This is a genomic window from Corynebacterium curieae (assembly GCF_027570035.1).
Taxonomy (GTDB): domain Bacteria; phylum Actinomycetota; class Actinomycetes; order Mycobacteriales; family Mycobacteriaceae; genus Corynebacterium; species Corynebacterium curieae.
Genome location: NZ_JAKMUU010000009.1, coordinates 1 through 17,365 on the forward strand (window position 1 = coordinate 1; position 17,365 = coordinate 17,365).

At 46.0% G+C, this 17,365-nt stretch carries 20 protein-coding genes; 14 read left to right on the plus strand and 6 right to left on the minus strand.

The window, feature by feature from the left end; genetic code table 11:
* A partial coding sequence (locus L8V01_RS10745; RefSeq protein ID WP_269947039.1) for a hypothetical protein occupies positions 1–465 on the minus strand: 465 nt, incomplete at its 3' end.
* Between the two features lie 9 nt (positions 466–474).
* Positions 475–1,137 (minus strand): ClpP family protease, encoded by a 663-nt coding sequence (locus L8V01_RS10750; protein WP_269947040.1) that lies wholly within the window; start codon positions 1,135–1,137, stop codon positions 475–477.
* A 108-nt stretch (positions 1,138–1,245) separates the two neighbouring features.
* Here L8V01_RS10750 and L8V01_RS10755 point away from each other — a divergent pair, with 108 nt between their 5' ends.
* The 11 genes from L8V01_RS10755 (at position 1,246) to L8V01_RS10805 (ending at position 11,140) form a co-directional block, all read left to right on the plus strand.
* Positions 1,246–2,184, plus strand: a complete 939-nt coding sequence (locus L8V01_RS10755; RefSeq protein ID WP_269947041.1) for an LLM class flavin-dependent oxidoreductase — start codon at positions 1,246–1,248, stop codon at positions 2,182–2,184.
* Between the two features lies 1 nt (position 2,185).
* On the plus strand, positions 2,186–3,379 hold the full coding sequence (locus L8V01_RS10760) for a condensation domain-containing protein (protein WP_269947042.1): 1,194 nt from the start codon (positions 2,186–2,188) through the stop codon (positions 3,377–3,379).
* Complete coding sequence (locus L8V01_RS10765) at positions 3,360–4,709, plus strand: AMP-binding protein (RefSeq protein ID WP_269947043.1); 1,350 nt, start codon at positions 3,360–3,362, stop codon at positions 4,707–4,709. The genes L8V01_RS10760 and L8V01_RS10765 overlap by 20 nt, the downstream gene beginning before the upstream one ends.
* Positions 4,710–4,918: 209 nt before the next feature.
* Positions 4,919–5,809, plus strand: a complete 891-nt coding sequence (locus L8V01_RS10770; protein WP_269947044.1) for a hypothetical protein — start codon at positions 4,919–4,921, stop codon at positions 5,807–5,809.
* A gap of 8 nt (positions 5,810–5,817) precedes the next feature.
* On the plus strand, positions 5,818–6,195 hold the full coding sequence (locus L8V01_RS10775) for a hypothetical protein (protein WP_269947045.1): 378 nt from the start codon (positions 5,818–5,820) through the stop codon (positions 6,193–6,195).
* 5 nt (positions 6,196–6,200) lie between these two features.
* Positions 6,201–7,337: a beta-ketoacyl synthase N-terminal-like domain-containing protein gene (locus tag L8V01_RS10780; protein ID WP_269947046.1), complete on the plus strand. Its 1,137-nt coding sequence runs from the start codon at positions 6,201–6,203 to the stop codon at positions 7,335–7,337.
* The gene (locus L8V01_RS10785; protein WP_269947047.1) at positions 7,315–7,512 is read left to right on the plus strand and encodes an acyl carrier protein; all 198 of its coding nucleotides are present in this window, start codon (positions 7,315–7,317) and stop codon (positions 7,510–7,512) included. The genes L8V01_RS10780 and L8V01_RS10785 overlap by 23 nt, the downstream gene beginning before the upstream one ends.
* A gap of 16 nt (positions 7,513–7,528) precedes the next feature.
* A complete protein-coding gene (locus L8V01_RS10790; protein WP_269947048.1) occupies positions 7,529–8,221 on the plus strand; it encodes a thioesterase domain-containing protein in 693 nt (230 codons plus the stop codon).
* A gap of 29 nt (positions 8,222–8,250) precedes the next feature.
* A complete protein-coding gene (locus L8V01_RS10795; RefSeq protein WP_269947049.1) occupies positions 8,251–8,847 on the plus strand; it encodes an NADPH-dependent F420 reductase in 597 nt (198 codons plus the stop codon).
* Between the two features lie 90 nt (positions 8,848–8,937).
* Positions 8,938–10,215, plus strand: coding sequence for a phenylacetate--CoA ligase family protein (locus L8V01_RS10800; protein ID WP_269947050.1), 1,278 nt, complete (start codon positions 8,938–8,940; stop codon positions 10,213–10,215).
* Positions 10,216–10,639: 424 nt separating this feature from the next.
* Complete coding sequence (locus L8V01_RS10805) at positions 10,640–11,140, plus strand: hypothetical protein (RefSeq protein WP_269947051.1); 501 nt, start codon at positions 10,640–10,642, stop codon at positions 11,138–11,140.
* Positions 11,141–11,341: 201 nt separating this feature from the next.
* Here the strand turns inward: L8V01_RS10805 and L8V01_RS10810 are convergent, their stop codons facing one another.
* The gene (locus L8V01_RS10810; RefSeq protein ID WP_269947052.1) at positions 11,342–11,734 is read right to left on the minus strand and encodes a hypothetical protein; all 393 of its coding nucleotides are present in this window, start codon (positions 11,732–11,734) and stop codon (positions 11,342–11,344) included.
* Positions 11,735–12,041: 307 nt separating this feature from the next.
* Between L8V01_RS10810 and L8V01_RS10815 the strand changes: the two genes are divergently transcribed.
* Positions 12,042–12,299, plus strand: coding sequence for a hypothetical protein (locus tag L8V01_RS10815; RefSeq protein ID WP_269947053.1), 258 nt, complete (start codon positions 12,042–12,044; stop codon positions 12,297–12,299).
* Positions 12,299–12,892: a recombinase family protein gene (locus L8V01_RS10820; protein ID WP_269947054.1), complete on the plus strand. Its 594-nt coding sequence runs from the start codon at positions 12,299–12,301 to the stop codon at positions 12,890–12,892. The genes L8V01_RS10815 and L8V01_RS10820 overlap by 1 nt, the downstream gene beginning before the upstream one ends.
* 852 nt (positions 12,893–13,744) lie before the next feature.
* Here the strand turns inward: L8V01_RS10820 and L8V01_RS10825 are convergent.
* From L8V01_RS10825 to L8V01_RS10835, 3 genes are all read right to left on the minus strand, one after another.
* A complete protein-coding gene (locus tag L8V01_RS10825) occupies positions 13,745–14,434 on the minus strand; it encodes a 3'-5' exonuclease (RefSeq protein ID WP_269947055.1) in 690 nt (229 codons plus the stop codon).
* Between the two features lie 592 nt (positions 14,435–15,026).
* Positions 15,027–15,986 carry a replication protein RepA gene (locus L8V01_RS10830; RefSeq protein WP_269947056.1) on the minus strand — a complete coding sequence of 320 codons (960 nt, stop codon included), beginning with the start codon at positions 15,984–15,986 and terminating at the stop codon, positions 15,027–15,029.
* A 376-nt stretch (positions 15,987–16,362) separates the two neighbouring features.
* The gene (locus tag L8V01_RS10835) at positions 16,363–16,626 is read right to left on the minus strand and encodes a ribbon-helix-helix domain-containing protein (protein WP_269947057.1); all 264 of its coding nucleotides are present in this window, start codon (positions 16,624–16,626) and stop codon (positions 16,363–16,365) included.
* A gap of 210 nt (positions 16,627–16,836) precedes the next feature.
* Between L8V01_RS10835 and L8V01_RS10840 the strand changes: the two genes are divergently transcribed.
* A complete protein-coding gene (locus L8V01_RS10840; protein WP_269947058.1) occupies positions 16,837–17,340 on the plus strand; it encodes a hypothetical protein in 504 nt (167 codons plus the stop codon).
* Positions 17,341–17,365: the final 25 nt, after the last annotated feature.

Below are 17,365 nucleotides of genomic sequence, written 5' to 3' on the forward strand. Positions count from 1 at the left end.
TAAATTGATGCGCCAGAGTGGCTTTTTATCAAAGTTACCGTCTACTTTGTGCAAAATACCAAAAATATCACTGTGTCTTAGGAGGAAAGGGGAATCCTGTTCTGCAAAATCTTTTTGGTAATCTGGGGTGACTACAATTGTCGGGCCGAGAGAACTAATGACTTTTTCTCTCTGTTCTCGAAAAGTTACAGGTGATAAAGGGATAACGGAAATTCCAGCTATTACGCATGCGAGATAGCAGGCGTAATCTATAGGGCTATTACTACAAATAATTAATGCTCTTTTAGGCACATCTATTGTGGTGCGACTTCCGTAACAGAATTCTTTTAAAAAAAAAGATAGATAAAGCAGATCTCTTTTAGAAATGGTCAATGATCTGCTTTCTAAAAGAATTTTGTTTAGCGGAATACTATCTAGAAAAGTACTAGCCCAAAAGTGTTCTTCTTCATCAACCCGTAGTGGCATTACGTTGCCTTACTGATTATCGATCGAAGTGTTACTTTTAATCTGCCTCCAAGAAGACAGGACATGATCTGCTATTCCATACTCAACAGCTTCTCTAGCTTGAAACCAGCGGTCACGTTCACTGTCTTCATGGATCTTTTCTACCGGTTGGCCAATGTTGTTGGCTTGTTCTTTTTCAAAAAGTTCCCGAGTTAAGCGATGCTGTTGGACCTGGATTAGAATATCTTCCGCTGATCCACCAATGCCTGATGATGGTTGGTGCATCATTATTCGTGCGGAGGGAAACACCCAACGTTGACCTTTAGTGCCCGCGCTCAACAAGAATTGGCCCATGCTAGCCGCTAAGCCCATTGCGACAGTGCGAACGGGTGCTTCTATCGTCTTCATAAGATCGTATACCATCATTCCAGCAAGAAGGTCACCACCAGGACTATCAATAAGCATGGTTATTGGAGCCTTGGGATCATCTTCAGACATCGCAAGCATTTGACCACAAATAGCTTGACATTGTTCCCCCTTCACCTCTCCAAACAGGGAAACAGTTCGACTATCAAAAAGCCTTTGCTGAATAAGAGCATCGACAGGCATTGGGACTTGAGGTGTAACTTCCTCTTTCGAGTTTGGTTCAGCTGGTTCTTCATCGTTAACAGACACTTGATTGTATATCGTCATAAAAAACACACTAGTGGAGTTGGTGCCTATTGTCACTCTTTATTCTCAAGCTATAGCTAACCACTAGGGGTATAGTAAAACGCAGTTAGCGACTAAAAGTTTTCATTTATGGAGGTTGCGTTGAAGGTATCACTTTCAATCTTTGGGAACGGTGACCACTCTAGGGAAAGCTTCCCACGTGAATTGGAAAATTTTTTGAAGTTTGTCGACTCGGAACTCATCCATACAATCTGGTTTCCCGAACGACATGCCCCTCACCTTTCTTGTCATCATTGTAACCCATTATTAAACATTGCCTTTTGTTCAGCTCTCGACAAAAAAATTCATTTAGGGACAGGAAGCTTAATCCCCGCGTTACATTCGCCTAGCTCGCTTTTTGATCAAGTGCAGCAGATTAGTATTCTTTCATCAAACCGATTGCGAGTCTCGGTTGGGGCAGGTTGGGATCAGCAGGAGTTTGAACGATATGAGGCTAATTTCGAGTCACGGTATGAGTGCTTGCATTCTTTTACGGAGATTTTACGTCAAGATAGCTACTTTCGCTCTGCAGAAAATCTTTTAACGACGATATCGAGTTCGGTTTCCCGTTGGGAGGAGGCCGGCGCACAGGGCTTAGGGGTCTATTGTGGTGTCTTTGGAAAAGATTTTTCAACATTGAGAGATCTTATTACTAGATATCGGATGCAATTAGTAAATTCGCCTAACCGACACGATTCTGGCTGGGTGGCATGCATGACTCATTTTTGGGCCGAAAGCTCAAGCTCTAAAGAAGGAAACTATCCCGACAAGATTAAGGGGTATCTTAAACGCCATGGTTCGTCTTCATCACTGTCACAGACCAATCAGGAGCTTATGGTTTCAAAGAGCATTAAACGCATGACAGAAAAAACGGGACTTATAGGCCCCCCTGATGAGATATTAAATAGATTAAATAAGTATAAAAAGGCCGGAGTTGATGAGCTGATCCTTTTATTCGAATACACAGACTCACTAGATCAAGAGACAAATCAGCTTCTTCAACTGCAGGATATCCTAAGGAGTATCTAGAGTGCAATATAACCGGCGTCAGCTCGACCTGATCTCAGCGCAAGCGATTCATCAAAACGCGGCGCTAAATTTGAATGGCCTTTATAGCTTTCCTGAACCACCAGACGAAAATCTCTTACGTAAGTCAATTCAGTTTGTATCAGATCATTTTAGCAGCCTCAACACAGTAGCAACTTTTAGGGAAGGAAAAATCGTCCCAACCCCCACAAAAGAAAAGCTGAAAATAGAAGCCATTGATGGATATTCGATGCGCGAGCAGTACGATATAATCTATCGGCAAGCACGCGTTCCATTTAACCTTTTTGCTGAACCACCGTTTCGAGCCTTTCTGTTCAAGTCTGACGGATGCATCGACCAAATGCTCTTACAATTTCATCACGTAGCATCAGATTGGTGGAGCTTTCGAATTATCCATCAAACATTAACTGAATTTTATAACTCGAAAGGGAAATTCTCTTCTCCTATAGATAACTTGAAGGAATATAATGATATACACTGCGATGAACATGTCGATGCGGTTGTAGAGAAATTCTGGAAAACGCAATTGCAAGCTGGAATTTTTAGAGAAAGTATTGTCGGTAAAAAAGGTTCATCTTCAAAACATCTCGAATTTGCAATATGCCAGGACGTCGCCCCCTTAGAAAGGGAGGCAAAACGAAGTTCTATAACCTTCTTTGAATATCTTTTCTTGCTATACGCCGAACAGTTGGCTAACTCCTTAAAATCAGACATAATCATTAATGTTCCTGTTGGGAATAGAAACTCGGGAAAATTTGTCTCAACAGTTGGTTACATAATGAACGTCGTTCCGGTAAGGTGCGTTTTCCATGAAGGGTGTCTTGATAGGGCAGTCACTTTAAGCAACCTTCGAACCGCAATTCGATACGCGGAAACTCCTAGAAGTGTTCTAGCGAACTGGTCTAAACAAATATTAGGCGATACCGATGCACTCTTTAGCTTCGTATTCATGTTTCTTCGAGACAATATTGGCTCGATGCACATGCCAGCAAACGCATCATTTATGCGGATTTATCCGGGCGTAGATGAAGACGCTCACGTTTTGACATTGAGGGAAAGGGATAAGGCCCTTAGCGCTGTAATCGAAAGCAAAGACTGCGATCCTCAAGTAGAGAGGGCGACAGATAACTTCATTAAAAAAATAATGGAACGAGCTAATGATTCAAGTTTCACCTAATTTCTCTGTTGAAGACTATGGATGCGGGAAGCTTTCAAAGACGCTTAACGCTAAAGAAATAGCTTTGTCTTTTGATCTCTCTTTAACAGAGAATTCTATTCTAGTTCTCGATGGCGAACCGACGGCTGTACTAGTGTGGTTTACGCTCCGATTAATTGAGTCTAAGGTCCCCTTCGTTTTTATACAAAACCCTGAAGCTGCTGATGTGCAGCAATCGTACTCTGACGCTACAGGACTACTTGACATTAAGTTAAGTGTACTAAAAGTCCTTCCTGATTCGATAGAACACCAAGTAACTGTTGGAACCCAGCCTCTTCCGCAGGAAAATGAAACGCTGTGCTTCTTCATGACTTCAGGCACAACCGGCCAGCCTAAAATGATCGAATTCACATCGAATGGTGTCATGAACGCTCTTACGGGTTTAGTGAAGGCTACTGGAAAAGACTGCTGGAGTGGGCGCGTCCTTCAAAGTAATGCTTGCGAATTTGATGCGTTTCTAGAAGAACTTCTCTTAACTGCAATTTACGGTGGTGTGCTTGTAATTCCCCACATAAAGATAATCGATGCAATTTATTCGTTAGACGATGTATTTGAGCAATACAGTATTGACACTATTGATATTCCAACTGGCGTCTTTAATGCTTTTACTATACTCAGTGGTAAAAGGGTAAATAATCGGAAAATAACAGTGGTCATTGGGGGGCAGGCCTATTTTCCACCTGCATTAAGAGTTTTTAAGCAAATTTTTCCAAACAGCTTGGTTGTGAATTCATACGGCCCTACAGAAGCTACAATTACGTGTGCCGCATACGTACTTGAAAAAGGAAGCACCCGACAAATAGTCGGATTTCCTTACCCAAATGTAGATTGGCGTATTTGCCATCAAGGAAATCGGGATTCTATAGGTGAACTACTTCTTTCCGGGATTCAAGTTAAAAACCTTTGCCAGGCAAACGATCCAAGTAACTCATTTTCCCACACTTGGTTCAAAACAGGGGATCTTGTTAGGGAGACAGAAGAAGGACTTGAGTATATATCCCGTTGTAATGATGTCGAAAAAATAGCAGGACTAAGGGTAAATCTCTCCATAGTTAGTACTGAACTGGAAACCTTGTTAAATCAAAGGGTTTGGCTGAGTAAAGAATCTAGTACATCAGGAATCGACATGGTGAAAGTATCTCTCATCGATGTACCCAAACAGAAACGGTCGAAAGTGGCTAAAGAAGTTAAGATGTACCTTCAAAAAAGAGGGATCCCGTCTATGATTTCTTTTCAGAAAAACATTCCGTTAAGCAAGCGAGGGAAGGAAGTATCTAGATTCCATGAGTAGCACTTCAAATTTAGTATCACAACTTTGTTTGCAGATATCCGAAATATCTGGAGAAAAGGTCCGCCCAGACGATGATATTACATCTTTTAACCTAACTTCTCTTGAGGTTCTCCAAATTGTGCTTTCGACTAAAAGCGAGAAGCTAGCGGAACGGCTCCCGTGCTTTTTCGTACCTCAAACAACAATCCGCTCGATATGTACTGGAATATATGAAAATTAATTCCGACATTCTTCTAGAGATCCTTAAGGATCGTCACGATAGTTACTTAATCGGATATCGTTGGCGGTTTAAGTCTGTTAATGCGGCTTTTGCACAACGGCGTAAATTGCTTAAAAAAATCAATGCAGAATCCGAGTCAATTATTGTACATTCGATCTCTACAGACAATGAAATTTCTTTAGAGAAGCTTGCCCTTTCGATTGTCAGTAAAACTCCGCCAATCCCATCTCAAGTTTCAATCTATTTTTTCGCTTCACCCACCGAAGTTGAATTGTTCATAGCGGCCCACCATTCTCTTCTTGATGGAACTGCATTTTGGAATATTGTACGGGAATTGATGCTTGGAAAGTCGTGCGATACCCCTTCCTTATTGGAAGAGCTCCGTCTTTCAAAGAGTGAACTTTCAACCCTTGAAAGAGCCAGGGCTTTAATACAACCAACGCGAGATAGGTTGCAGTGGACGTCAATAACCATCCGCAACCCTCACTCAAAATATATTTCTGCAGAGATCCTAATGGATATAGCTACGTCCTTGTCCGAAACACTAAACTTGAAAAGTATTGTTTCCCCTAAGCGTCTTTCAGACGATGGAGCTCGCTACACTGAATCTCGTGTAGAATACGAGCCACTCATAGACGACGATGCAAGGCAAAGTGGGCAAGGCTCTTTAACCTTGGACGTATTCCCGATACTATACCCATTGCCCGCAATGGAGCCTTTAGGAGCTTATCCCTTATTGCGAAGGACAGATTGTGACTGTCTAATAGAAGAATTAGGGAGGGACGTTAAGATATCGGCCACTGCAAAAGAACAGAGCATGGAGAAAGAAGCTATAAAAGTTATATATGATATCCTTACTCCTATGTTAGGATGCCGCTAGGGGATAACGTGGAAAACGCAAACGAAGTGGTGATTGCAAATCACCACGTCATACATCAAGAGTGCAATCTAGGGCTCGATAGGCTTACTATTGAAATACGTCCAGAGAAGTTAGAAATATACGTCTCCGCAACTAGTGACGCTTTCAATGCTTATGTAAATAGATTGGATGAGGTGCTCAGTCACATCCACCGTGCTTTTCCAGAAGTTCCCATAAATGAATCCATTTTTGATTTTGGTGTGACTTCACTTCAGCTATTAAGGCGAATCGGTGAATTGGTAGCAATCGGAATCCCTATTGACGCGGTTGACATTTTTCAATTCTTCACTCCGCTTCAAGTTAGTATCAATGTTGCCAAAAGGTCTTTAAATACTAAGGAAAGATGATACGGATGTGGATATATGATTACTCTCTCAACCTCGAAAATTATAGTCAGAATGAGACAATTCAAGCTCTGAGAGAGGGGGTAAAGCTCGACTCCTTTTCTAAACATTTAGCAGGTCCGAAGCCTCCGCTACCTGCGGTACCAAAATGTTTCAACAAATTCACAGGTATCTCGACAGATATCAATTTTCGCTCTATATTGCAGACTGCAGCCCATCTTAAACTACCTAAAGAAGGCATAACGGGCGTGTTTATTACAGTGGGGAACCCGCAAAATGCCACAACCCACAAGACAACTTCCCGGTACGGAATGTACGATATGCTGCCCGGAATTATTTCGTATGGACTAAATCTAAAAGGCTTAGGGATATACACAGCCTCAACATGCGATTCTTTTGGTTCTGCAATCACTCTAGCAAAGGCCCTAAATGAAGGGGGCTATATCGATAATGCGATAATTCTTGCATCAAACATGGAAGTTGGCGCAGAGGCTTTTAAAGCAACCTCTATCTTGAGTGAATCCCAAAGATGTGCGCCTTTTACAACTCTTCGAAACGGATCATGGCCGGGATTGGGATATGGAGGGATAACCCTATCAAAGCAAAGAACTGAAAAAAGCAAAATTCAAATTGTAGGCGCTTATACAGCTAATGCTGGAAATGATCGTGCCAGCTTCCTAGCTCCGTCGGTCCAAGCTCAACAAACTGCAATTAATAGCGCTTGGCTTAAAGCAGGTTTCCCTTTAAAGGAAGCATCATTTATTGAAACACACGGGACAGGAACACGTATTGGAGACGCTCTCGAAATTGATGCGTTGAGGCGTTGTTACCATTCTTCACACAGTAGTAAAGAAAAAATAGTCCTAGGGGCATCAAAAGAGCTAACCGGCCACCTCGATGCCGCTTCGGGACTAGTATCGCTTGTTAGGAGCATTGATCTTCTTAAGAACCAACAAACTCCCTCTTGCTCTGAAGAGGCAATCTGTCACGAAGACAAGGAATTACTGTCCCCCGAATTTCAATTGGGAGACGGAACGAAACACGTAAAGCAAAACGGCTTGGCTGGTGTTACAATGATAGGTATCGCAGGTTCTACAACACATATCGTATTAAAGAGGGAAAATGAACAGTCAGTCCTCCTTTGAAAAGATTTTTGAAACAGTAGTTGGACAAACCCCTGACTTAGATAAAACCTTCCTTGAACAAGGGGGAGATAGCTTTAGTGCCATTTTGCTATCTGAGCAATTGGAGAAAGAAGCATCTTTAGATGTATCGCCAGAGATGATACTTTCTGATGCGCCATTAAAAGAATTTTTATAGCTTTAATGAGGGTAGGATGCAGAATAACAAAAGCTCAGAAAAGCACATTTTTGGAGCATGCCTTCCTGCAGGGGCCACTAAAAATCACTATAAAGCTTTATTTCCATCTGATTTCCCTCTTTCTCCAATTGAGATTCCCCCCTCTAGGGATTTTAAAAAACACACAGCCGATAAATTACTAAACGTGGCCAAATCCTTAGAGGAAAAAAGTGCTTATACGCAAGATAGTATTGTCCTTTTTGGGCATAGCTTGGGCTGCGGTCTCGCCTTAGCTTTGGCCAATTTTATCGCTGAAGAGACTGTCAAAAATCCACGCGTAATTATATCAGGATCTCCAGGTCCGGGTAACCCTCTTATTACATCAAACGTAGCAAGCGAATCAATTATCGATTCCTTAATTGAAGTTTTCCCTACCCATATAGAGATACCTAAGTCCTTTGAAAGATATGTTTCACAAAAGGTTGTAGAAGACTTTAGTGCTGCCAAAAACATTTACCCATACGCGTTACCAGCAGTTAAATACGTTTCCGCCCTAATATTTGGAACAGATGACAACCTTTGCACATCCCAGGATAAGGAGTGGTGGGCATCCCACGCTTCAGGCGCCCAATTATACACATATAAAGGCGATCACTTCGGCTATATGAAGTCCCAGACACTCGCACAATTATATAGAAACGTTATTATAAAACAGGAATACTCAAATTAACCTCCATTAAGGCGAGCCGTGGATAGGGTATGGAGCAATTATCTCTGGGGATTTACGGAAGTGGAAAACTAGGTACAGCCATTGCCAAACGAGCGGTGTCTGTTGGGCTAGATGTTGTTTTTGCGCTCAAACATTTTAATCAAACAAATGTATACCATTGTCCCAAAACGGGATTCGAGTTTGCTCCCCCTTCTGTGATAGCCAACAAGGATCTTATACTATTGGCGATTCCTATCAACAATCTAGATACTTTAGACAGTACTTTTTTTAAAGGTAAGACTGTCATAGATGCGATGAACCACTGGCCCCCAGAAATCGAAGAGTCTGAAGAGTGGCCATTACAAGAAGTTGACACGAGCAGTCTAGTTCAAGAATTTCTTTCAGAAGCGAAAGTTGTTAAAACACTCAATCACATTAGTTACCATGATTTATACAGGAATGACAAAAATGGTCAGCGCAAACAGACACTTATGATGGCGGGCGATGATCTAAAAGCAAAGCAACTTGTAAGACGATTTATAGAAGCTATTGACTTTGAACTTATTGACATCGGCCCTCTCCAAGAAGGGATACATCTCCAACCAGGTGGTAAATTTTTTGGGGTAGATTTCAAAAGGGAAAATTAACATGTTTTATCAAACATAGACATCAGATATTTTTACAATCAAACACCCATTTTTTGGTTTTAACAATTAAACAATTGAAGGCGATTCAAATTGCACCGTTCTAGCCATTTCCCCAGTTTTTCCAGCCGTGACGAAGTCCTGTCACTCCAGCAACATAAGATAAAAAAAATTTTACATAACAGCTATCGCAACTCAAGCTTCTACCAAGCGAATTTTAACAAATCTGGAGTCACTGCTTCAGATTTTCATTGCTTAGACGACTTGGATAAATTCCCATTCACAGACGCAACCGCCTTTCATTCAGGCTATCCGTCTAATTTTATTTCAATACCAGCCGAAAATGTTTCAAGAATTCACGTATCATCTGGGTCTACAGGTAGACCTAAGGTAATTCCTTATTCAAAAAATGATCTGAATACATGGTCGAAACTTGTCGCACGGTCTTTGGAATTCTGCGGAGTTACGCCACAAGATACCATACAAGTTACTTTTGCATATGGATTATTTACTGGGGGACTTGGTTGTCACCAAGGCGCAGAAACTCTTGGGGCCTCCATTATTCCCGCTTCGACAGGTCAAACCCAACGTCAAATTCAGCTAATTGATATGATACGCCCCACGGTCTTAATGGGCACTCCTAGCTACCTTCTAAAACTTCTTGATAAATATCGAGAACACAAGCGAGACCCTCGCCTAACAAGCCTAAGGCTGGCAATATTTGGGGCTGAAACATGCAGTGAATCCACCCGCAAAGAAATTGAGGAGGGATTTAATGTACAAGCAGTTGATATGTATGGGATGGCTGAGTTGATGGGACCTGGAGTAGCTCAAGAAAGCGTCAGCGGTAAGGGATGCTTAACTGTCTGGGATGATCATTTTTTCGCAGAGATTGTCGATCCTGTCTCCCTGCGCCCCGTACCTTTGGGAGAATTAGGAGAACTTGTAGTTACGACTCTCTCTAAAGAATCTTGCCCCTTAATAAGGTACCGTACACATGATTTAACTCGCTTTCTTCCTGAGAGTGAGAACTTCTTCCAGCAAATAGAAAGGATCAAAGGAAGGACTGACGATATGTTTACCATACGGGGAATCAACTGTTTCCCTAATCAATTTGAAGAAATCATAGGCCAAGATCCGAGACTAAATCAACGTTTTCAATGCGAAATAACAACACAAAACAGACTAGATAGTCTGACGCTAAAAGTCGAAAAGTCAGCCAATCAGCTTGACGATCATTCGGAAGAAGTGGAAAGAATGTTACAGAAAAAGATCAGAGAAAAAATAGGTATCACCGTCAACGTCAAAGTAGTTTCACAGTTAAGTGAAACTAATGGAAAAATAGTTAAAGTGGTTGATCTACGTAGCTAACAATTAACGTCTCTGGATGGAATTTGTCTTTCTCGCTCAGCTCCGAAAGTTACTACGCTCAGACTTTTCTCTGAAACAGATTCCTCAACCATACAGCTCTAATTAAAGAAGTTAATTCAGTTAAAACTGGTCAATTTTACCCACTCTCCTAAAGAGAACAATAAAACCTAACGGTTGCGTCCATTAGCGTGGTGTACGAGTTAGCCCCCGCGACCAACCCCGCAGACAAGCAGGTCGACCATCATGGGTACACCTCGCGTGAAGTGGAACAAGATTGCATTGGAGACGTCGAAACCTCATTTATCGGGGTAACTGAAGGAACAATTGTTACCTCAACGGGAACTTATTATGCGAGGGCTTATAGTAATCCGGCTCGCGTTGAATGTAAGATTCCTGGCAACCTTTAAAAGGTAGGACTCGGTTAATGCATATATCTAATATTTATCTCGCCTACGTCAAACGCTTCCTTCTAGACTCGCATGGTAGTGCAATCCAAGGTAGTGCAATCCAGGTTCTTGCAGGTGCCAGTTTTGATGAGCAAGAGATTCTCGAGTGGATTGAAGAAGGTAAAAAAGTAGACCATGACATCTGGTACGAGGAAATTCCGATAGAGAATCTTCCCCATTCTTTCAGCCCACCGGGTGAGGCATTAGTTTATTTTGATGGGTGTTCTTTTAACGAAGGGTGGGAACGTGATTTCCAGTGGACGGATCCAGTAGGTCGTAGAGCCCTTATCCCCGAAAAGTTTAATGGAGTTGTACGCCCCCGCCCTGAGACAGAAGGAGTGCTACGGGAAGACGGATATGTAGGTGATGATTACTATCTGTGGAGAGTTCCTTGCCCATGGAAAAGCCGCTACCTTTTAGCTCCGTTCCAGGAAAAGAGTAATGAATACATTGACTACGGACGTCCGTTTACGGTTTGAGCGTAATTAAAACGTAAAATCATGATGCAAGAAAAGTGACCTTAGCTAGAGCAGTTAGTTAAGGTCACTTTTGTTTGTGCTAATGATTTTCATCGGTTGGACGAAAAGAACCAAACGATGACAGCGACGTAGTTCCTCAATGGTTTAACATGGAAAAAGGTCTAGACTAAAAAAATATATGTGGTAAGACATAAGAAAAGGTTAGCCGTGTCTCGTTAGCGGAATGTAAAGCTCTGCGTCTACTATTCTGTCTGCTTTCATCCTTCTCAATTCGATAAAATGCTGAGGAACGTTGTTGCTGACTTCCCCAAGCCACTCGATTTTATCTCCTGATCCATAGTCCAGGTCCCCGGCAAATGGGTCGCCAGCAAGTTTATCCGCCCAACCTTTTACAGCAGTATCTTCCTCCGAAGAGACGCCCCCAGTACTCGGTATCGGGGGCAATTCCATACCAAGATACGCAAGCCCCCGCGTAGACATTACTGAAAATACGCAGTAGACGAATCGAGGCGTTCTCCAAGCCGCTCTAAGCTCGACAGCCCCGGGGGAAATCAGGTTTTCTTCAGCAAAATATCTCTTCAAAAGAGAATTCATAGCCCCCGAAAGCTGATGAACTCCACTCAGCCTTCATATTCCACACTCCACACTTCAATGCGCAAAAATTTTGTCCTGCACCAATTCACTGTACTTTACAGCCGAAAAATATCCTCAAGGGTTTATTTCTAGAATCGTGCTCTGATTCTTATTCCCTCCGAGACGGGCGACACATGTAATAGTTGATTACACCCTATTGTTACGCCGGTCCGGGGCAGGATGTTTCCTGTAAAATAGGGCCGTTCCTAGCATTGTTTTACACGTGTATAGCGGGGTATAGATCTTATATTTACAGAAAGTGGTGAGTGTGGTGTTATCGTCTGACGGTTTCCATATTGAAAGTCATATTGACTCTGTGCCCGCGTTGGCGCGGGTGAAAGATCTACACGGTGGACTCTCGTCGGGGCAGCAGGCGTTGGGCAGGATTGTGCAATCCTTGCTTGCTGACGCTGATGGTCTCGACGGGGCACAGTTGTCTGACTTGGCGCGGGTGATTGAGTCCTATCGTGATGCGGTCATCGCCCAGGAGAACGCGGCCTTTAACTCTCCGCGGGGCGAAGACTAATGGGCAATGACTCTGGTTCGCATGGGCAGCGGGTGGGCTATATCCGTGTTTCCACGGTGGAGCAGAATAATCAGCGCCAGAAAGAACTACTCAATGCTTCCGGCAGGATTGACCGGTTCTTTGAGGATAAGATTTCCGGCCGCACCAAGACTGCCCGCCCAGGGCTTGTCGAGTGCATGGCGTATGTGCGCGACGGTGACGAACTCGTCGTGTCGTCGATTGACCGCCTCGCCCGATCGCTGACGGATCTGCGCAGCATTGTTGATGAACTCACCAGCAAAGGTGTGACTGTTACTTTCCTGCATGAGAATCTCGCGTTTGCGAAAGACACCACAGATCCGCGTGCGGATTTAATGCTCGGTATTTTAGGTTCGTTTGCGGAGTTTGAGCGGGCCATTATCCGCGAGCGCCAAGCAGAGGGGATTGCGCTGGCGAAAAAGGCCGGCAAGTACAAAGGCCGCAAACCCGCTCTTAGCCCGCAGCAGGTAGCAGAGATTAAGCAGCGCACGCTGGCGGGGGAGTCGAAAGCAGCCTTAGCGCGGGAATTCGGGGTGACCCGCCCTACGGTGTATCGGGCGTTGAAAAACGCCTAAAGCGGCGCAGTCGTAACGGTAAATCAGCGCGCCCGTCAGTCCTGCCATATGGCAGGACATATGTTTAACCATACGCTTTAGCATATGTCCGATGTTGTGTAGTTCTACCTGCTCTTTCGTGCGTCTAGCTAGGGCGTTGAGTAAAGCAATTGACGGACTTGAGTGCGGCTACGAGTGACTCTATGTGCGTTTCCCCTCATGGGCAGCTTCTACAAGGGAGGGGTGGAATCACGCTTCTAGGTCTCGTCAGGTGTGGCTGCTAGCGTTGGTACTGGTTCACAATCACACCCCGCTACTTGTGGTGGGGTGTGGGCGTGGCTTCCTCGTCGGTGCGCGGTTGGTCCGCGCGTGTACGTGGGCTGTTTCCGTGCGTCTTGTTAGGCGAGGGAACGACCCTACGACGTAAGGGAGGTAGACGATGGGTAGACACTCATTGGATACGCCCGGTCGCAAGAAAAAAGACCCCGCCACCAGGAGAACGGAAATTCTTAATCTGGTGAGCGGAGTTCTCAACGTTGCGACCGCAACAGTGAAGCTCGTTAACGCCTTGCTTCACTTGGGCCTTTAGGTCCGATAACCTCAGCCGACTGGTACTCGGTTGGGGTTATTTTATTGTCCCAGCCTGACTGTGTGCGCGACAATCAGCCGGTTCGTCTTTTAGTGTAGGCAGCGCGCGCAGCAGCTGCAAGCACTAGGAGTAATACGCGGCGCTATACCCATTGCTAAACCTATTGCTATAGGTATTGCTATGGGTCTATTTCCTGCTGGCAGTAGCCACTTATGGCCGATGTTTACGCCGGTAGAGCAAGGGGAGGGGCATTGGGAGGGGTACGCCAGTAATCGGCTACAGGGTTAGCCGCGTGTGACGGTGGGCTTCTGCGGTAGTCCCCAGCCGGTGGTGTGGGCGGCGTTGAAGGTGACGGCCTGGTCGAGGATTTGACGTGCAATCTTGGCCGCTTCGCGTCCGAAAAGTTTGTTCAGCATCTGTCCGGTGGCGGTCGCGTCGGCGATAGCCGCGTGGGACTGCGGGTTATGCAACCCAACATGGTCAAGCAGGGAAGCGAGTTTGTAGGAGCGCAGGGACACCATCTGCTTAGCCAAGGCGATGGTATCTACGAACGGGAAGAACACGTCCTCCCCGTCTGGGATGATGCGCTCGGCTTCAGCAAGAATCATCTTGGAATCAAAGGGGGCGTTGTGTGCCATGAGCACCATGCCATCTACACGTGTGGCGAACTCGGTGTAGACCTCCGGGAAGGTGGGCGCGTGGGCGACATCAGCATTGGTGATGCCGTGAATGTGGGAGTTTTTAATCTGCTTGCCGTCAGGATTAATCAACGTGTGCCACTGGTCGACAAGCCGGAAAGATTCATCAAAGCGGGCGACGGCAAGTTCAATAATGCGATCGTAGCGCTTGTTAAACCCCGTGGTCTCTGTGTCAATGACGGCAAAGACTGGCCTGCCCGCCTGCGGGCGAGTGGCGTTGTCTAGAGCGTTTTCTAAGTGGGTGAGAGTCTCGCGGAGTCGGTCGAAAAAGCTCATGCCCACCACACTACGGAGTGTCCCGGACACGCCCTGGTGGGCGTAGAGGTAAGTGGGCGGATGTGTCAGGTCGTCGAAATCGGGGAGAGGTTTATTTTTGATTGTTTTTCTTCCCCGTGGTGTCGGTGAGAATGCGTGTGTGCCTTAAGTAGTGGGGGAGTTGTGTGGCAACCAAATCTATTGATTTGGGCGGCAGCCCAACGAGCCGCAAGGCGAGGCGGGAGCATAAACCGTAACCCATATTGAACGGTTTTGTTGGTTGATCGGCTGGGGATATAGAGATACAGGGATATAGTTATAAGCCACCTGGGAAAATAGGTAAACATGCAGGTAAAACCCTGTGGATAACCTGGGGTTGTGTGGTAAATATGCGCAGAGTGTGTGGTAAATATGCGCAGAGTGTGTGGTAAATATGCGCAGAGTGTGTGGTAAATATGCGCAGGGGAAATGGGGTTGTGTGGTAAATATGCGCAGCTTTACCAGGGGAAATGGGGTTGTGTGGTAAATATGCGCAGAGTGTGTGGTAAATATGCGCAGTTTACTTTGGGTAAAAAGAAAGCGCCCCGTAGGGCGCGAGTCTTCCGTGTTCTGCTTAGTTGAGTTCGGGGCGTGGTGGTTTCTGCTGAACTGATGGGGCGGTTCTGGTGACGGTTACTCCGTCCGTGTTGGCTTCGATGCCGGCGTTAGGCCACGCTGTCTTTAGCTCCTGGACAGCCTTTTTAATTTCTTTGCGGAAGTTCTGTCGCGCGTTGTTGGAGTCTAAAGCTTTGGTGGCGAAGTTTGCGGCCATCATCTCCCAGGTGAAGGTGTAGGCGTCGCGGTTGTTTTTCGCCAGCCAGTATTGCTTTACGGTAAGCCAGATGTAGAGGTCCATGGCTCGTGGTTTGTTGAGCTCGCGTAGGACGTTGAGATCGATGGGGATAGGGGATTCTGCAATGTGCTTGAAGAACTGGGGGGTTAGGACGAGTTCTGATTCTATGAAGCTGCCCTGGTTGGGGTCGCGTGAGTCGAACCAGAGATTCCAGTCTTCCAGTATTTGGGTGTTGTGTCCGCGTGCGTGGACGCCGTCGTCGCTTTGGACTGTGATGAAAGAGCCTGCGATGCGTAGGAGTTGTTCGCGAATGTTTTTTAAGTTTCCGGTTGCTCCGCCGGTGCCGCGTCCGGTGATGCCGATTGCTTGGAGGAAGTGGCTCATGGAGTGGCCTAGTGGGATGCGTAGGGCTTCGTCGTGGGTGATTTTTCCTTCTTTGAGTCTCCCGGCGTTTTCTACTGCTCGGGTGATGATGTAGGCCATGATGAGGCGCGGGTACTTGCCGTAGGGGACTCCTCGTTGGGAGAGGATGGTGATTGTCCCCTGTGGTGTTTCGACGGTGCGGTTGTTTCCCTCGGTTTTGCGGTAGGGGAAGAGTGCTTGGACGAAGAGTTTGGAGGTGTAGCCGACGTCTTGGGCGTGGAGGAGTTCTTGTGCGGCGTCGTGTTCTTGCCTGCGGGCTAGTTCTTTGACTGCTTCGAGCTTGGCGCGGCGCTCGTCTGGGTTGTGTGGGGGCTGCATGGTGCCGTGGTCTCCTTTCGGATTATCGACACCGCCCGTGTTGTGCTTTGTTCACTGTCCGTATGGAAGTGGTAAAGTATTAACCGACACGGTCGGTGTCTTTTTCGTTTTGGACCCCCGCTAGAGTTGGCGCTCGATGATGCGGGGGTTTCCTCGTTTTTGAGGAATGTGCGCGCCCTGGACTTGAACCGAGGGTGTGTGCCGCTCGCGCTGCGCACCCCACGAGTGTGAGGCGCGGCTTTTTATTTTCTTCGCCTATTAAATCACATCAGTGTGACTTACTGGGAGATTTAGTACTGGTGGCGGCTGTTGCCAAGAAGCCTTATCGGCTGTTTGCTTTGATGAAGCTTGCTCGGAACCTAAGGCATTAGTGGAGTCACTGTTGTTCTTCGGGCTCTTCTTTTAGCCCGTTGAGCATTATTTGGTTAAACAAGTTGTTGATTGTCTTCTCTTCGAAGTCTGCAGCCACTTGATTCCAATGGAATTCTTCTAGTTTGGGAAGCACGGCTGTAATAGCCATTTTTAAGTAGAAACCTCGACTACGTCCTGTCCTATCGCAGAGAGCGTCGAGTCGTTCAATGATTTCATCTGGCATCCGTACAGACACCACACGTCCGGAAGGGTGGGGTCCTTGTTTCATATGAAGTATCCTCTCCTTGGCAGCATTGGTAAACATTGTTTACCATACGCAAGACTGGAGGAGTCTTCTCAAATTCTTTAACAGCATCATGAGCGGCGCGCGCCACAGAGAGGAAGGACGCCTCCGTGGACGCACTGCCATTTATCGGTTACCAACCATGTCCCCAGCTGAACTCATCTCCATTCCGGTCTGGATGCTCATTACCCAGATATGACGCGCATGACTGGTGGAGCACTGGCAATGGAAGGTTGCCGAGCGCTGATGGAGGACAACCCGCAAGGCTACGAGTGGGCCGTGGCTGATTTTGCCCGCCGAGGAATGGCCGAATCGGCCGCAGCTCTAGGCGATGATGCTGCCACCAACGATGAATTCGTTGATGAAGACGGCTATGACCTGCGTCTGGGCGCAGTCGATGGGGAAATGTCGCGCTACGGTGTCGAACGCGTGGGCAAAGAGATTACCGCACAGGCAGGAGAAGATGATGGGCGTGATGTCACTGCACTGTCTCCGGCAGAGGTTATCGAGGACTTAGAAGCTCAAGACGCTGAACCACAGGCAATAGATACCTACGCGCTGGCCGTTGGCGATAGTGACATCTCGCCAAGTGATGATTTGGTTGACCAGCTGCAAACCGAAAGCAGCGCGGGTGCTGACCACGACGCAGACATGCAGTTCGAGCAGGAAGCAGCCGATGAGCAGGTAGCCGAAATGTAGGCGTTTGTCGCTACTTCCCATTAGG

Excerpts from the sequence above, each read along its gene's own strand:
- L8V01_RS10750 (WP_269947040.1), bottom strand. The coding sequence starts at position 1,137 with ATGACGATATACAATCAAGTGTCTGTTAACGATGAAGAACCAGCTGAA.
- L8V01_RS10755 (WP_269947041.1), top strand. The coding sequence starts at position 1,246 with ATGGAGGTTGCGTTGAAGGTATCACTTTCAATCTTTGGGAACGGTGAC.
- L8V01_RS10765 (WP_269947043.1), top strand. The coding sequence starts at position 3,360 with ATGATTCAAGTTTCACCTAATTTCTCTGTTGAAGACTATGGATGCGGG.
- L8V01_RS10770 (WP_269947044.1), top strand. The coding sequence starts at position 4,919 with ATGAAAATTAATTCCGACATTCTTCTAGAGATCCTTAAGGATCGTCAC.
- L8V01_RS10780 (WP_269947046.1), top strand. The coding sequence starts at position 6,201 with ATGTGGATATATGATTACTCTCTCAACCTCGAAAATTATAGTCAGAAT.
- L8V01_RS10785 (WP_269947047.1), top strand. The coding sequence starts at position 7,315 with ATGAACAGTCAGTCCTCCTTTGAAAAGATTTTTGAAACAGTAGTTGGA.
- L8V01_RS10790 (WP_269947048.1), top strand. The coding sequence starts at position 7,529 with ATGCAGAATAACAAAAGCTCAGAAAAGCACATTTTTGGAGCATGCCTT.
- L8V01_RS10795 (WP_269947049.1), top strand. The coding sequence starts at position 8,251 with ATGGAGCAATTATCTCTGGGGATTTACGGAAGTGGAAAACTAGGTACA.
- L8V01_RS10805 (WP_269947051.1), top strand. The coding sequence starts at position 10,640 with ATGCATATATCTAATATTTATCTCGCCTACGTCAAACGCTTCCTTCTA.
- L8V01_RS10810 (WP_269947052.1), bottom strand. The coding sequence starts at position 11,734 with ATGAATTCTCTTTTGAAGAGATATTTTGCTGAAGAAAACCTGATTTCC.
- L8V01_RS10820 (WP_269947054.1), top strand. The coding sequence starts at position 12,299 with ATGGGCAATGACTCTGGTTCGCATGGGCAGCGGGTGGGCTATATCCGT.
- L8V01_RS10825 (WP_269947055.1), bottom strand. The coding sequence starts at position 14,434 with ATGAGCTTTTTCGACCGACTCCGCGAGACTCTCACCCACTTAGAAAAC.
- L8V01_RS10830 (WP_269947056.1), bottom strand. The coding sequence starts at position 15,986 with ATGCAGCCCCCACACAACCCAGACGAGCGCCGCGCCAAGCTCGAAGCA.
- L8V01_RS10835 (WP_269947057.1), bottom strand. The coding sequence starts at position 16,626 with ATGAAACAAGGACCCCACCCTTCCGGACGTGTGGTGTCTGTACGGATG.
- L8V01_RS10840 (WP_269947058.1), top strand. The coding sequence starts at position 16,837 with ATGACGCGCATGACTGGTGGAGCACTGGCAATGGAAGGTTGCCGAGCG.